Here is a 13,361-nt window from a genome sequence, read left to right as displayed (position 1 = left end):
AACCAATGCATGTTTTTTATACCCCGGATATCAGCTCCAACGAGTATGTTTTAAATGAGGAGGAGAGCAAGCATTGTACTAAAGTTTTGCGCTTGGGTACCGGTGCAATGGTTTACTTGATTGATGGTATTGGCGGTCTTTATAAGGCTGAAATTACAGGGGAGCATAAAAAGCATGTGAGCCTTAAGGTGGTGGAAGCAAAGCATGAATACAATAAGCGCAATCATCACCTGCACATTGCAATTGCACCCACCAAAAACATAGACCGCTTAGAGTGGTTTCTGGAGAAGGCTACTGAAATTGGTATTGATGAAATTACCCCAGTTATTTGTGATCGATCGGAGCGGAAAATCGTTAAAGAGGACCGCCTGTATAAGGTCATCACCTCTGCAGTAAAGCAATCGCTGCAAGCTTATCACCCGGTATTAAATCCCCAAATTAGCTTATCCACTTTTCTAAAACAAGCTAACGATAGCGTTAAAATGATTGCGCATTGTTTGGATAATGAACCAAGGCAGTTTATTGCCGAGGTAACCAGACCAAAGGAACGTTACACGATCCTTATTGGCCCCGAAGGCGATTTTACAGGTACTGAAATTGAATTGGCTTTGCAAAGCGGCTATAAACCCTTAACTTTAGGTAATACACGATTAAGAACAGAAACCGCGGCCTTGGCTGCTTGTTTTGAAGTGAATTATTTAAATAGATGAGGGGACGGTTTTTACTTCTTTTAACAGTTGTGCTGCTGAGTAGTTTCTGGGTGCCTACCTATAAAATAGCGAAGTTGAAATACAATGGTGGTGGCGATTGGTATGCCAATCGTACGGCATTGCCAAATCTGATTGAATTTTGTAATCAAAACCTTAAAACCAATTTTGCCCCACAAGAAGCAATTGTGGAAGTAGGTAGTGCTGATATTTTTAATTACCCCTTTGTTTATCTTACCGGACATGGGAATGTGGTTTTTAGTGATGCTGAGGCTGCTAATCTCCGTAAATATTTAATTGGCGGTGGTTTCCTCCATATTGATGATAATTATGGCCTGGATAAGTTTATCCGTACAGAGATGAAAAAGGTCTTTCCTGAATTGTCATTTGTAGAATTGCCAGCCAACCACAGTCTATACAACCAAAAGTTTAAGTTCCCTAATGGGCTTCCTAAAATACACGAACATGATGGTAAGCCTGCTAAAGGATATGCCTTGACATGGCAGAACAGGATTGTTTGTTATTACACATTTGAATGCGATCTAGGCAATGGTTGGGAAGATTTTGGCACCTATCCTGAGGATACTCAGGAAAAGCGGACAAGCGCACTTAAAATGGGTGCAAATTTAATTCAGTATGCATTAACACAATAACTATGAATGTAAAAGTAAATGACCGATATAATTTTGATGTAGAACTTGAGCAAAAGCTATTGAAAGTAGATGGTGTGGAGTTACAGATTGATTCGACAACACTTGCAGATGGCCATACACATGTTATATACAATAACAAATCATACAATATAGAATTGGTTTCTGAGGATAAGGCAGAAAAGAAAAGTGTAGTTAAGGTGAATGGAACACTTTATGAAGTGGCCATTGAAGACCAATACGACCTGTTGCTTAAGCAGCTTGGCCTTGACAATACAAAGGCTAATAAGATGCTGGAAGTTAAAGCACCGATGCCTGGTTTGGTATTGAATATCATGGTTGCAGAAGGTCAGGAAGTGAATAAAGGGGATAACCTATTGGTATTGGAAGCGATGAAGATGGAGAATATCCTTAAATCACCAAGTAGTGGTACGGTTAAGAAAGTTCTGGTTAATAAGGGCGTTAAAGTCGAGAAAAACGAAGTGCTGATACAGTTCTCCTAACTAAAAAGAGGCATAAAAAAAAGCTGCGTTTCATTTGAAGCGCAGCTTTTCTTGTTTATAATTCGGTTGGATTATCTTCCTTTGAAACCTCTAGGTGGTTTGTTTTTAAACTGAGCTTTCCCTGCTGGATGAATTTCAGGTGCACCTAGCATACTCATTGCGCAACGGAAACCGATATCTGCTGAGGATTCGTCTTGTTGCAAAAATCTTCTGCTTGCAGGATTAAGCCATAGTGCCTGATCATTCCATGAGCCACCTTTATATACCTTTGATTGGTTGTTTACCAAGGTAATCTCACCATACAATTCGCTTTCTGGATCTCTGTAACCACGTTGATCGGCATTGAAGGTTTTTACAGAATCAGGTTTTGCTGCTGCTGCTTGTTTTTCTGCCCAGGTTTGTTTTTTTGCGTTTAAGGCATTGATCATGACAGGTCTGTTGTACTTGTCAACAGCAATCTTACCCGTAACTGCATCAATGATCTTTTTATCCTGGTAAAGGTTACCCCTGAATGGGTTGAAAGCCTCTGCCGCTTCGAATGTACTCACACGGTAGGTATCTCCAGTCCATTCATTTACGTTTCCAGCCATGTTGTAAAGTCCGAAATCGTTTGGTGTGTAGGATCTTACAGCAACAGTAATTGCTCCTTTATCATTTAATGAACCACCAACACCCATATAATCACCTTTAGTTCTTTTAAAGTTGGCCAGTATCAATCCTCTAGTGCTTTTCTTAGCCGAGCTTAAGCCTAAGCCGCTCCATGGATATATTTTATTGTCATTGATGTTTTCATATTGAGTATTACCAATAAGTCCCAATGCAGCATATTCCCATTCCGTTTCCGTAGGTAAACGATAAGGCTGTTTCAAAATACCGTCTTCAAGTCTTACATTTCTGGTTGCCATGTTTTTGCCGGTGGCTGCTCCTGCACTGGAAGGGTTTAAATCTCTCATTGCTCTTTTCCCCTTATCATCGATCTGGTCGTTTAAATAAGTTCCAGTACTAAAAGGTCCGGTAGATTTGGGGCCAGCTGCAGCGCCAGCACCATTAGCTCTTGCAGTACCGCCGTTTAAGTCTCTAAAGCTGGTCATATAACCACGCTCGCGAAGCAACAATTCGTTAACCCTATCTGTTCTCCATTCGCAATAGCGTGCTGCTTGTTCCCAGCTCACACCAACTACTGGATAATCCTGATAGGCAGGATGTCTTAAATAATTATCTACGTATGGCTCATTATAAGAAAGTGGTCTACGCCAAACCAATGTATCAGGTAGTTCAGTGTAGTAATATTCGTAATCTTTAGGGAAGTTGGTACGTATCCAGTTTAGATACTCTAACCAGTTGGTGTTAGAAACCTCAGTTTCGTCCATATAAAAGGAGTTAACTGTAGTTTCCTTTTTATGGTTGTAATTGCCTAACTCTTGTCCGGGTACATTAATTGCACTACCACCAACTACAAAGGCACCACCCTCAATCTCCACCAAACCGGGGCCTGGGCCACGTCTGTATCTATTATTTACCGCAAAACCGCCATATTCCTGTTTGTTGTAGGCCATTCCCGTTTTATCTGATGATCCTGATTTAGATTTACAGGAAACAAAAGAGGTAATAGCCATTACGGAAATAAGTGAAAATAAGGATGTTTTTTTCATTTAATGTAGTATAAATCTATCTATAAGCGTTATCGTATGAGGTTAAATCACCTTTAACATTACTAAGAGTTAAAATTACACAAAAAAAGGATTACGCTGCAAGAACATAATCAATAATTTAAAATAAGGAGTTAATTTAAAACTATAGAAGGACACAATACTTTGAAATTACTCCTTACTATGTTAACTTGCGTTCAATAATTGTTAAATTATTCAGAGCTGATGAATTTAGGGCGCTTCGTTAAAACTGCTTTATGTGTATTTTCTTTGCTTGCAGTTTCTAAGGATCTGTCTGCCCAGGAGGTGCAACCTGGTACCCTAACTAATGGCAGTGTGACCAACAACATTATTACAGGTGTGCCTTTTTTACTCATCACACCCGATGCCCGTTCGGGAAGTATGGGAGATGTGGGGGTAGCTGTGCAGCCCGATGGGAATGCAATGGCTATAAACCCCTCTAAATTAGCCTTTTTAGACAAGAAATATGGTTTTGCGATTTCTTACAGTCCTTGGCTAAAAAGTCTTGTGCCTGATGTAAACCTGACTTATGTTAGCGGCTTTTATAAGCCGAATGAAAAAACAACAATAGGTGGCTCTTTGCGATATTTTAACCTCGGAGAAATCCAGTTGACCGACGTAAATCAGCAGGATTTGGGTATTTACACACCTAGTGAATTGGCTGCCGATATTACTTATGCCCGACAGCTGGACGCCACTTTTTCCTTAGGGACTTCCTTAAGATATATTTATTCCAATCTTACTTCGGGCCAATTTTCGGCAGGACAGCAGGTTAGTCCAGGTAGAGCGGTCGCTGTTGATGTTTCTGCTTTTTTTAAAAAGCCTACTATATTTTTGGGCACTGATGCAATTGTTTCTGCGGGACTTAACATTTCGAATATTGGTACAAAGCTCAGTTATTCGGATAAAGGGAATAGTTATTTTCTGCCCACAAATCTCAAAATTGGTGGTGCTTCAACTTTTCTGATTGATGATTATAACCAGTTTACTTTTGCATTGGATTTTAATAAATTATTGGTACCTACCCAACCTATCTATGATGCAAATGGAAAAATTATTGCCGGCGAAGATCCCGATCGCTCGGTGCCTGCCGGTATTTTTGGGTCCTTTAATGATGCTCCGGGCGGCTTTAAAGAAGAGATAAGAGAAATCAATATTGCTGCCGGTATGGAGTATTGGTACAATCAGCAATTTGCTTTAAGGACCGGTTACTTTTACGAAAGTCCGACTAAAGGAAACAGGCGTTATTTTACCCTTGGGGCTGGTTTAAAGTATAATGTGTTTAATATTGATATTGCCTACCTGGTCGCAAATGTGCAGAAAAGCCCCCTGGCCAATACGCTAAGGTTTAGCATGCTATTTAATTTTGGAGCTGCAGGAAACCAGCCTTAATAATTGCGCTAAACCCGACGAGGGTGTAATAGAACGCATGTAATAGAAAGAGTGTAAAATAGAAAATACGTAAAGAATGAAAATTAAAGTAGGTTTTGGATTTGATGTACACCAGTTAAAAGAAAACCATCCATTTATAGTTGGGGGGGTTAATTTGGAACATCATAGTGGGGCTTTTGGGCATTCGGATGCCGATGTATTACTACATGCAATATGCGACGCATTACTTGGGGCTGCCAATTTAAGAGATATAGGCTATCATTTTAAAAATACTGACCCTCGCTGGAAGGGAATCAGCAGCCTGATCTTGCTACAAGAAACAGTTAAACTATTAACCGATAAAGGTTACGAAATAGGTAATATCGATGCCATGCTGTGCATTGAGGCACCTAAAATCAATCCTCATATTCCTGCTATGCAACAACATATTGCTGAAGCAGCGGGGATCTCAACTGAAGATATCTCCATAAAAGCGACTACCAATGAACAAATGGGCTTTATCGGTCGTGAAGAAGGTGTTGTTGCTTATGCAGTGTGCTTAATTCAACGTGAAAAATAACCGTTCTCTTCAACGGCTGCATTACTTCGCCGAAGAAGCGAAGAACGCTGAGGCCGTTTCTGAGAAGGTAATTTTTCTTTCACAATAAGGATAAACGGAACTGCTTTGAGAACTTAGTTATTCCTATAAATGAAAAAGGCAATGCCCCGGAATAGATTCCGGGGCATTGCCTTTTTTTCTTGTTACTAGAACGAGGTTTCTGTCTTTTTTACCCCTTCTAGGTCTGTAGTAAGCAAAGAAATTACCTTCTCAGAAACGGCCTCAGCGTTCTTCGCCCTTCAGCGAAGCAATGCAGCCGTTGAAGAGAACGGTCATTTCTTCTCTTATTCTTCTTCCAAATACCCAAACTTACCTTGATTATAATCACTAATAGCCTGTTGTATTTCTTCAGCCGTGTTCATCAGAAAAGGACCGTATTGCGCAATAGGTTCATTAATAGGTTCGCCACTAAGGATTAAAACCACACTATCTTCTAAAGCTTCAATTTTAATTTCCGTGCCCTCATTTTTAAAATGAACAAATTGGTCTGTTTCAGCTACTTCAGCATCATTCACTTGTATACGGCCTTCAATAATTACAAGCCCAGTATTATACGTTGCCGGGAAGCTAAACTCCGCTTTTCCACCTTTGTTTAGGCGTGCATTGTACACATTAATGGGGCTGAAAGTACTCGCAGAACCTTTGGTGTCCTGGTATGTTCCGGCAATGACTTCAATGGCATCACCATCATCAGATAAAATGTGTTTGGCAATATCTTCATGTTTAATGCCCTGATATTTTGGCGGACTCATTTTATCCTTGGCTGGTAAATTAACCCATAGTTGCACCATCTGAAAATCACCACCCTTTTTACTGTATTCTGCTTCGTGAAATTCCTTATGCAATATTCCTCTCGCTGCAGTCATCCATTGTACATCGCCAGGATAAATTACCCCGCTGTTGCCAGCACTATCGTGATGCGCTACGGCGCCGTGATAGGCAATGGTTACAGTTTCGAAGCCCCTGTGTGGGTGTACGCCAACGCCTCTAGGTTCATTTCTCGCCGAAAATCCAATTTTAGCGTTGTAATCAAGCAGAAAAAATGGGCTCATTTTAATTTTGTAACCGCTGGGGAAAAAGTTATGTACCCTAAACCCATCACCAACCATATGTGGTGCCGGCGGACTTAATACAGCCGACACCTGTTTTGTATTTGCTTCCATCTTTTCTCCTTTCTCTATTACGATTGGATGCGTTGTTTTAATTCTACTTAGGCTTGTTTTACGAATTGTAATTCACCTAAAATTCTTACATCTTCACTTACCATTACGCCACCAGTTTCTAAAGCTGCATTCCAGGTTAAGCCGAAATCTGTTCTTTTAATTTTCCCACTTAAGGTAAATCCAGCTTTAGTATTTCCCCATGGATCAGTAGCGATACCACCAAATTCTACATCTAATTTTACCGATTTGGTTACATCCCTAATGGTTAAATTACCTGCTAGTACATAGTCACTTCCGTCCTTTTCGAACGAAGTAGATTCAAAGCTAACTTTTGGAAATTCATCAGCATTAAAGAAGTCGCCGCTTTTTAAGTGCGTATCACGATCGGTATTTCCAGTATCAATTGATCCAGTCTCAGCTTCGAAATTAACATGAGCGCCTTGGAAATCGTCTGATTCAGAAGTTAATGTTGCAGTTAATACATTCATGCTACCAGTTACAGTAGTGATCATTAAATGTTTTACTTTAAATTGTAATTCACTGTGAGCAGGGTCTAAAACCCAAGTTGTAGTTGCCATAATATTGTTGTTTTATATATTTCTTTTAATTAACAACACAAAGTTATGGTGATATGTTTAGCGCTACATTGATGTATGTTAAGAAAGCATTAAATTTTAAAATGCTTATGTGCCAGGTCTTTGCGGACCCTGCTTAGCGACTCCGGCGTGATGCCCAGATAGGACGCTATCATCCATTGTGGTACCCTTAAGGTAAGATTTGGATAGAGTTTTATGAAATTCAGGTAACGCTCTTCGGCGGTTGCACTTAGGAGCATATTGATCCGTTTTTGCATAAACCTGATCGAATTGTTGAGGATGGTGTGGTTAAAATCATGCATGCAGGGAACAATTTTCGCAGCATCATTGATATAATCTTTGGGAATCACTACAGCCTCTGTCCGTTCTATGGCATCAATAAAGAAATCAGAAGCTTCGTTAAAAAGCATCCCGTTACGGTCAGATAGCCACCATTGTTCGGGTGCAAATTGTATGATATGCGTTTTCCCCTTGCTGTCTATCGAATAACTGCGCAATAGGCCGCTCATTACAAAATAACCGTGGGCCGAAACTTCACCTTTCATCAGGATCATTTCATTCTTTTCAAAGGTTTTTATTTTTAGTTTGCCGGAAATAAGTTCAAATTGCTCATCTGTGATGGCGACTTTGTTCTGTAGGTAGGCTTTAAATTGCTCCAGCATATAATTATGGATGAGATCTATTTCTTATTGGGTTCGATATTAGAAAAGTCGACACCGCATTTACAATTCGAAGCACAACCTCCGCTTTTAGGAGATACAGCGCGATATACTATACGGCCGACATAGAATATGGCGGCGGCAAATAGTAAGGTCACTAAAATCGTTTGAATATCCATATTACAAAAATATAAAGCCCTTGGGCAAAAGGGGTCTGTTAAATGTAAATTTAGCGTTCCATCAAACCGACAGTGCCGCCTACCCAGTCAAAATCTTTATTATAACTTACACCAATCATTTTACCTCTGCTTAATCTGGTCAGGTTAATACAAAGTTTGGGCTCCTGTCCATCTGGCCATAAATACATCAGCCTGATTTCTACTTTTATACCACCCTCAGGTGCTTGTACTACAGGTTCATAAATCACCTTTCTTTGCAAAATCCAGTTCTGAGGATCCTTTATGTTATGGATATCAGCCAGTGTCACATCAATAATTACACCCTTTCCTGCAAAAGAGAACAAAGGTTTCAATACGTAATTCTCCAGATCCGCAGGGATAGCAGTTAACGTATTTAGAAAATGCGTTTCTGGGACAAACTCAGTTTTGAGAAAAGGCATGGTATACTTGCTTATTCTGTAAAACCAGTTGGGATGGGTAATCCATTCTATATCTAATGCCTCTCGCGGATCAAAGTTGCCTTTAAACAACGCTGTTTGATCCGCAATCTCATCAAATACAAGCCGGTTGTATATTCTTTTTAACTGTACTTTTTTGCCGTTTTCCTGATAAAATAGATTTTGTCCTTCTTTAAATATGTCGGTTAGGCTTAGTATTTTTAGGCCAAGAAATTGTTTGGTGATCAAGAAATCGATCAACGTTTTTTGTTCCGGAGCATCTACATCCATCAGGGCCACTTCGTGTGGCTGATGCTTACCTAAAATAATCGATTTAAGTAAATCAATATATTGAGCCTCATTTAGTCCGTTAAAATAGGGGCTTAAATGATGAGGCAAATTAAATGTTGTTTTGTATGTGTTTGCTAAATGCGCCTGAAAGCCATAAAGAGAAGGGAAGCCCTGCATCTCAATTAGTTTAGGCAGCAGATTACCCTGATCGTCTTTGCAAATACCAAAATCGAAGGACAAAAAATGGGGATGGTCGTTCTCGTTAGCTACGTTCCAAGCTGCAGGAATAGCATCATTGGTCAGAGTTTTGAAGTCTGGTTGTTTAATTAAGGCAATGAGCTCTGCTCCGGCAGCAATTAATTGCTTTTCTAAAGCTTTGGGTATAAATACTGGAGTTTCAGCCACTCTAAAAGGAATTTTTACAAAGCCTTCTTCAAGATTATGGATAAACTCAAGATACTTTTCTTTAGTAAATAAAGTGTTAAAACTATTCCTGTAGCGCTCAATCATGTCATCCTTTCCGTAAAGTGTTTATGGCCTCGTTTAAAAAGTTTGGCAAAATAACCTGTTGCGTTAAAGCAATCCGGGTAGGATCATCAATACTATTGAGCATCTCATTATACTTTTCTATGCCATGGTTTTCGATGATGGTCTTCTTTTTATCCTCCTGAAGCAAATATAATTTTATGCCTATGGGATCGGCCTCCGGGTGAAACTGAGTGCCAACAATCTCTTTTGTAAAACGGATCGACATCACACATCGTTCCAGATCAACATGTGGTCTGTCTTTTTCGAGTGCGAGTACCTTGTTGTCCGTAATATAAAAGGGGGTATGCTTAGGGTTTATTACTTGCCAGTGGCGACTATCAACCGCATAAAAGGGGGTTGGTAGACCATTAAACAAGGGGTCGTTTTTACCCTCTTCTGTTAAAAACATGGGAAAGATGCCAAAAGCAGGGGACTGCCTTTGTATGACATGGCCGAGCCCGAACTTGCGGCAAGCCATTTGGAAGGAATGACAGATTAGGAAAGCATACTTCTTAGTCCGCTCATTGTTTGCATTAAAACTTTCAATTTGTCCCAGCAGATCAAAAAAGTCATTTTCCCATTGTTCACCTTCATAAGGGCTCCCGGGGCCACCACTGGAAATGTATATGTCATAATTCAGATCAGGTATTTCCCCTTTCTGTCTCAAATCAAACACATCAAATGATAAGCTTAGGCCCATTTCGGTCTGATAGCGCAACAAGATTTCGGCTATGCCACGCATTCCTTCATTGGCATTCCCCTTATTCATATCAATAACGGCTATTTCTATCTTATTCTTATCCGTCATTTACTGCTTTGCTCCAATTAATGTTTGAGTAGTTATATAGTCTACCACAGTTTCAAAGTTGCCAGATTGTTCGTAAATGGCTAACTGTCTGTCTGCTCCCGTTCCGTTTTCCAGTATTTTTAACACATAGTTGATCTCATTTCTACAGCCCAATTCGTCTACCACATCATCAATAAAGTCCAATAATTCCAATATAAGGTTTCGGCAGTTTACCTCCATTTCCTTGCCAAAATCAATCAGGTTTCCGTCAATACCATATCTGGCCGCCCTCCACTTGTTCTCATTGATCAATGCTCTGGAATAACTGATAAATTCCATGTTCTGTAGACGCAACTTGTATAGTTTGGCGCATAATGCCTGGAACAGGGCTGCAAAAGCCATCGTTTCCTCGATTAACATCGGACAGTCGCAAATTCTGAACTCTATGGTTTCGAAAAAGGGATGTACCCTAATGTCCCACCAGATTTTCTTGGCATTATCTATACTGTTGGTCTTAATCAGCAATTTCACATAGTTGTCGTAATCCTCAATGCTGTTAAAAGTATCAGGGATGCCTGTACGCGGGAATTTGTCAAATATCTTGGTTCTGTAGGATTTATATCCTGTGTTCCGACCTTCCCAAAAAGGGGAGTTGGTGGATAAAGCAAACACATGCGGTAAAAAATAGCGCACCTGGTTGGCAATGTGTATGGCTAACTCGCGCGATTGAATGCCTACATGTACATGCAGACCAAAGATCAGGTTAGAGCGTGCTGCTTCTTGCAATTCATTTACAATATTGCTGTAGCGTGGATGCTCGGTGATGAGCTGTTTCTCCCAGTGAGAGAAGGGGTGAGTTCCTGCAGCGCCAATTCGCAAGCCCAGTTCGCCAGCGAGTTGTGAAACGGTGTACCTCAATTCTGAGATCTCCGCACGTGCCTGTTCTGTATTTTTGCAAATTCCGGTGCCTACCTCCACAACAGCCTGGTGCATTTCTGCCTTTATCTGGTCCTTATGGATTTTTTGAGCCGCCTCCACTATTTTCTGATCATGTGAGCTGAGCTCCCTGGTTACAGGGTCTATCACCATATACTCTTCTTCAATTCCGAGCGTAAAATCGTTCATCATGTTTTTCTTTTTTCAGATTAATGGGCATCCACACGAAGCCTTCCCCCGGATTAAAATTTAGGGATTTTAAATTAAATAAACAATTGTTGGGATCAAAGGATTAAAGGAAAAACTGAATTCTTTACATTCTGTCTTAGCTAATTGCTTGATATATCGATAATAAACCCTATCTTTGCGCCAAAAATCATACGCATTTTATGCAAAAAATTAGAAATATAGCTATCATAGCCCACGTTGACCACGGTAAAACTACACTGGTTGATAAGATCTTACACGCTTGTTCAATCTTCCGTGATAATGAGCAGTCGGGAGATTTAATACTTGACAACAATGATCTGGAGCGTGAGCGAGGAATTACCATCGTGTCGAAAAACGTTTCCGTACAATATAAAGATGTAAAGATCAACATTATTGATACACCTGGTCACGCCGATTTCGGTGGTGAGGTTGAGCGTGTATTGAAAATGGCTGATGGTGTGTTGTTATTGTGTGATGCTTTTGAAGGTGCAATGCCTCAAACGCGTTTCGTAACTCAAAAAGCTTTAGCTTTAGGCTTAAAGCCAATTGTGGTTGTAAATAAGGTAGATAAAGAGAACTGTCGCCCTGAAGAAGTTTATGAGCAAATCTTTGAATTGTTCTTCAACTTAGAAGCAACAGAAGATCAGTTAGACTTTCCAGTAATTTACGGTTCATCTAAACAAGGATGGATGAGTACGGACTGGAAAGTGCCTACTACAGATATTTTTGCATTGTTAGATGCAGTTGTTGCTAACATTCCTCCTGCACCAACCAATGATGGTACTTTACAAATGCAAATCACTTCGTTAGATTATTCATCTTTCGTAGGTCGTATTGCAGTTGGACGTGTACACCGCGGTAGCATCAAAGAAAACCAACCGGTTACTTTGATCAAACGTGATGGAAAAATGGTGAAATCAAGAGTAAAAGAATTATATACTTTCGAAGGTTTAGGTAAAATCCGTACTACTGAAGTAAAATCAGGTGATATCTGCGCAGTTGTAGGTATTGATGGTTTTGATATCGGTGATACTATTGCTGACTTCGATGCTCCAGAGCAATTGCCAGTTATCAAAATTGATGAGCCTACGATGAACATGTTGTTCACGATCAATAACTCACCATTTTTTGGAAAAGAAGGTAAATTTGTTACTTCTCAACGTATCAGAGAGCGTTTATACAAAGAGATGGAGAAAAACTTAGCCCTTAAAGTGGTTGAGACAGAATCTCCTGATGCTTATTTGGTATACGGAAGGGGTATTCTCCATTTATCAGTACTAATCGAGACTATGCGTCGCGAAGGGTACGAAATCCAGGTTGGTCAGCCACAAGTTATCATTAAAGAAATTGATGGTAAAAAATGTGAGCCAATTGAGACTTTGATCGTTGATGTTCCGGGTGAAGTTGCTGGTAAGGTTATTGAATTGGTTACTCAACGTAAAGGTGAGTTGCTAGTTATGGAGCCTAAAGGTGATTTACAACACTTAGAATTTGAGATTCCTGCACGTGGTATCATCGGATTGAGAAATAACGTATTAACTGCAACAGGTGGTGAAGCGATTATGGCTCACCGTTTCAAAGCTTACGAGCCTTGGAAAGGTACAATTCCTGGTCGATTGAACGGTGTATTGGTTTCAATGGAAAAAGGAAGCACTACTGCTTATTCAATTGATAAATTACAAGATCGTGGTCGTTTCTTCGTTGATCCGGGAGTAGATATTTACGAAGGTCAAATCCTTGGTGAGCACATCCGTGACAATGACTTAGTAATTAACATCGTAAAAGGTAAAGCTTTGACTAACATGCGTGCTTCTGGTACAGATGATAGTCAGCGTATTGCTCCGGCAATTAAATTCTCTTTGGAAGAGGCAATGGAGTATATCCAGGCTGATGAGTACATTGAGGTTACACCTGCGAGCATGCGTTTACGTAAAATCTACTTAACTGAGGCTGAACGTAAAATAAAAGGTAAAAACTAAGCGTTTTTATATCATAAATATATTGAGGTGTCCTAAGAAATTAGGGCACCTTTTTTTTATTTAAACAAATAGCCAC

At 40.0% G+C, this 13,361-nt stretch carries 13 protein-coding genes; 6 read left to right on the top strand and 7 right to left on the bottom strand.

The window, feature by feature from the left end; genetic code table 11:
• Nucleotides 1–5: 5 nt before the first annotated feature.
• Genes EZ444_RS12940 through EZ444_RS12930 form a run of 3 tightly spaced genes read left to right on the top strand, consistent with a single transcriptional unit; the run spans nucleotide 6 to nucleotide 1,860 of the window.
• A complete protein-coding gene (locus tag EZ444_RS12940) occupies nucleotides 6–710 on the top strand; it encodes a 16S rRNA (uracil(1498)-N(3))-methyltransferase (RefSeq protein ID WP_131609446.1) in 705 nt (234 codons plus the stop codon).
• Nucleotides 707–1,360, top strand: a complete 654-nt coding sequence (locus EZ444_RS12935; RefSeq protein ID WP_131609444.1) for a DUF4159 domain-containing protein — start codon at nucleotides 707–709, stop codon at nucleotides 1,358–1,360. Before EZ444_RS12940 ends, EZ444_RS12935 begins: the two co-directional genes overlap by 4 nt.
• A gap of 2 nt (nucleotides 1,361–1,362) precedes the next feature.
• Nucleotides 1,363–1,860 carry a biotin/lipoyl-containing protein gene (locus EZ444_RS12930; protein WP_131609443.1) on the top strand — a complete coding sequence of 166 codons (498 nt, stop codon included), beginning with the start codon at nucleotides 1,363–1,365 and terminating at the stop codon, nucleotides 1,858–1,860.
• Nucleotides 1,861–1,931: 71 nt separating this feature from the next.
• Here EZ444_RS12930 and EZ444_RS12925 read toward each other — a convergent pair whose 3' ends face one another.
• On the bottom strand, nucleotides 1,932–3,512 hold the full coding sequence (locus EZ444_RS12925; RefSeq protein ID WP_131609441.1) for an SUMF1/EgtB/PvdO family nonheme iron enzyme: 1,581 nt from the start codon (nucleotides 3,510–3,512) through the stop codon (nucleotides 1,932–1,934).
• A 222-nt stretch (nucleotides 3,513–3,734) separates the two neighbouring features.
• Here EZ444_RS12925 and porV point away from each other — a divergent pair, with 222 nt between their 5' ends.
• Together porV and ispF are read left to right on the top strand one after the other, a co-directional pair.
• The gene (gene porV / locus EZ444_RS12920; RefSeq protein ID WP_131609439.1) at nucleotides 3,735–4,922 is read left to right on the top strand and encodes a type IX secretion system outer membrane channel protein PorV; all 1,188 of its coding nucleotides are present in this window, start codon (nucleotides 3,735–3,737) and stop codon (nucleotides 4,920–4,922) included.
• A 76-nt stretch (nucleotides 4,923–4,998) separates the two neighbouring features.
• Nucleotides 4,999–5,481, top strand: a complete 483-nt coding sequence (gene ispF / locus EZ444_RS12915; protein ID WP_131609437.1) for a 2-C-methyl-D-erythritol 2,4-cyclodiphosphate synthase — start codon at nucleotides 4,999–5,001, stop codon at nucleotides 5,479–5,481.
• A 323-nt stretch (nucleotides 5,482–5,804) separates the two neighbouring features.
• Here the strand turns inward: ispF and EZ444_RS12910 are convergent, their stop codons facing one another.
• The 6 genes from EZ444_RS12910 to EZ444_RS12880 all read right to left on the bottom strand — a co-directional run bounded on the left by EZ444_RS12910 (nucleotide 5,805) and on the right by EZ444_RS12880 (nucleotide 11,288).
• Complete coding sequence (locus EZ444_RS12910) at nucleotides 5,805–6,683, bottom strand: pirin family protein (protein WP_131609435.1); 879 nt, start codon at nucleotides 6,681–6,683, stop codon at nucleotides 5,805–5,807.
• A gap of 47 nt (nucleotides 6,684–6,730) precedes the next feature.
• Nucleotides 6,731–7,261 (bottom strand): YceI family protein, encoded by a 531-nt coding sequence (locus EZ444_RS12905; RefSeq protein ID WP_131609434.1) that lies wholly within the window; start codon nucleotides 7,259–7,261, stop codon nucleotides 6,731–6,733.
• 89 nt (nucleotides 7,262–7,350) lie between these two features.
• Complete coding sequence (locus EZ444_RS12900; protein WP_131609432.1) at nucleotides 7,351–7,941, bottom strand: Crp/Fnr family transcriptional regulator; 591 nt, start codon at nucleotides 7,939–7,941, stop codon at nucleotides 7,351–7,353.
• Between the two features lie 226 nt (nucleotides 7,942–8,167).
• The gene (locus EZ444_RS12890) at nucleotides 8,168–9,355 is read right to left on the bottom strand and encodes a hypothetical protein (RefSeq protein WP_131609428.1); all 1,188 of its coding nucleotides are present in this window, start codon (nucleotides 9,353–9,355) and stop codon (nucleotides 8,168–8,170) included.
• 1 nt (nucleotide 9,356) lies between these two features.
• The gene (locus EZ444_RS12885) at nucleotides 9,357–10,181 is read right to left on the bottom strand and encodes a type 1 glutamine amidotransferase (protein WP_131609426.1); all 825 of its coding nucleotides are present in this window, start codon (nucleotides 10,179–10,181) and stop codon (nucleotides 9,357–9,359) included.
• Nucleotides 10,182–11,288, bottom strand: a complete 1,107-nt coding sequence (locus tag EZ444_RS12880; protein WP_131609424.1) for a carboxylate-amine ligase — start codon at nucleotides 11,286–11,288, stop codon at nucleotides 10,182–10,184. It lies immediately after the preceding gene.
• A 197-nt stretch (nucleotides 11,289–11,485) separates the two neighbouring features.
• Here EZ444_RS12880 and typA point away from each other — a divergent pair, with 197 nt between their 5' ends.
• Complete coding sequence (gene typA / locus EZ444_RS12875; protein ID WP_131609422.1) at nucleotides 11,486–13,285, top strand: translational GTPase TypA; 1,800 nt, start codon at nucleotides 11,486–11,488, stop codon at nucleotides 13,283–13,285.
• The last annotated feature ends 76 nt before the right edge of the window (nucleotides 13,286–13,361 follow it).

Source organism: Pedobacter hiemivivus (assembly GCF_004331685.1).
Lineage (GTDB): Bacteria > Bacteroidota > Bacteroidia > Sphingobacteriales > Sphingobacteriaceae > Pedobacter > Pedobacter hiemivivus.
This window is presented reverse-complemented; position numbering and strand designations above follow the sequence as displayed.

Bases quoted from the DNA above. Each gene is read 5' to 3' on its own strand.
- EZ444_RS12940 (WP_131609446.1), top strand. From the start codon at position 6: ATGCATGTTTTTTATACCCCGGATATCAGCTCCAACGAGTATGTTTTA.
- EZ444_RS12935 (WP_131609444.1), top strand. From the start codon at position 707: ATGAGGGGACGGTTTTTACTTCTTTTAACAGTTGTGCTGCTGAGTAGT.
- EZ444_RS12930 (WP_131609443.1), top strand. From the start codon at position 1,363: ATGAATGTAAAAGTAAATGACCGATATAATTTTGATGTAGAACTTGAG.
- EZ444_RS12925 (WP_131609441.1), bottom strand. From the start codon at position 3,512: ATGAAAAAAACATCCTTATTTTCACTTATTTCCGTAATGGCTATTACC.
- porV (WP_131609439.1), top strand. From the start codon at position 3,735: ATGAATTTAGGGCGCTTCGTTAAAACTGCTTTATGTGTATTTTCTTTG.
- ispF (WP_131609437.1), top strand. From the start codon at position 4,999: ATGAAAATTAAAGTAGGTTTTGGATTTGATGTACACCAGTTAAAAGAA.
- EZ444_RS12910 (WP_131609435.1), bottom strand. From the start codon at position 6,683: ATGGAAGCAAATACAAAACAGGTGTCGGCTGTATTAAGTCCGCCGGCA.
- EZ444_RS12905 (WP_131609434.1), bottom strand. From the start codon at position 7,261: ATGGCAACTACAACTTGGGTTTTAGACCCTGCTCACAGTGAATTACAA.
- EZ444_RS12900 (WP_131609432.1), bottom strand. From the start codon at position 7,941: ATGCTGGAGCAATTTAAAGCCTACCTACAGAACAAAGTCGCCATCACA.
- EZ444_RS12890 (WP_131609428.1), bottom strand. From the start codon at position 9,355: ATGATTGAGCGCTACAGGAATAGTTTTAACACTTTATTTACTAAAGAA.
- EZ444_RS12885 (WP_131609426.1), bottom strand. From the start codon at position 10,181: ATGACGGATAAGAATAAGATAGAAATAGCCGTTATTGATATGAATAAG.
- EZ444_RS12880 (WP_131609424.1), bottom strand. From the start codon at position 11,288: ATGATGAACGATTTTACGCTCGGAATTGAAGAAGAGTATATGGTGATA.
- typA (WP_131609422.1), top strand. From the start codon at position 11,486: ATGCAAAAAATTAGAAATATAGCTATCATAGCCCACGTTGACCACGGT.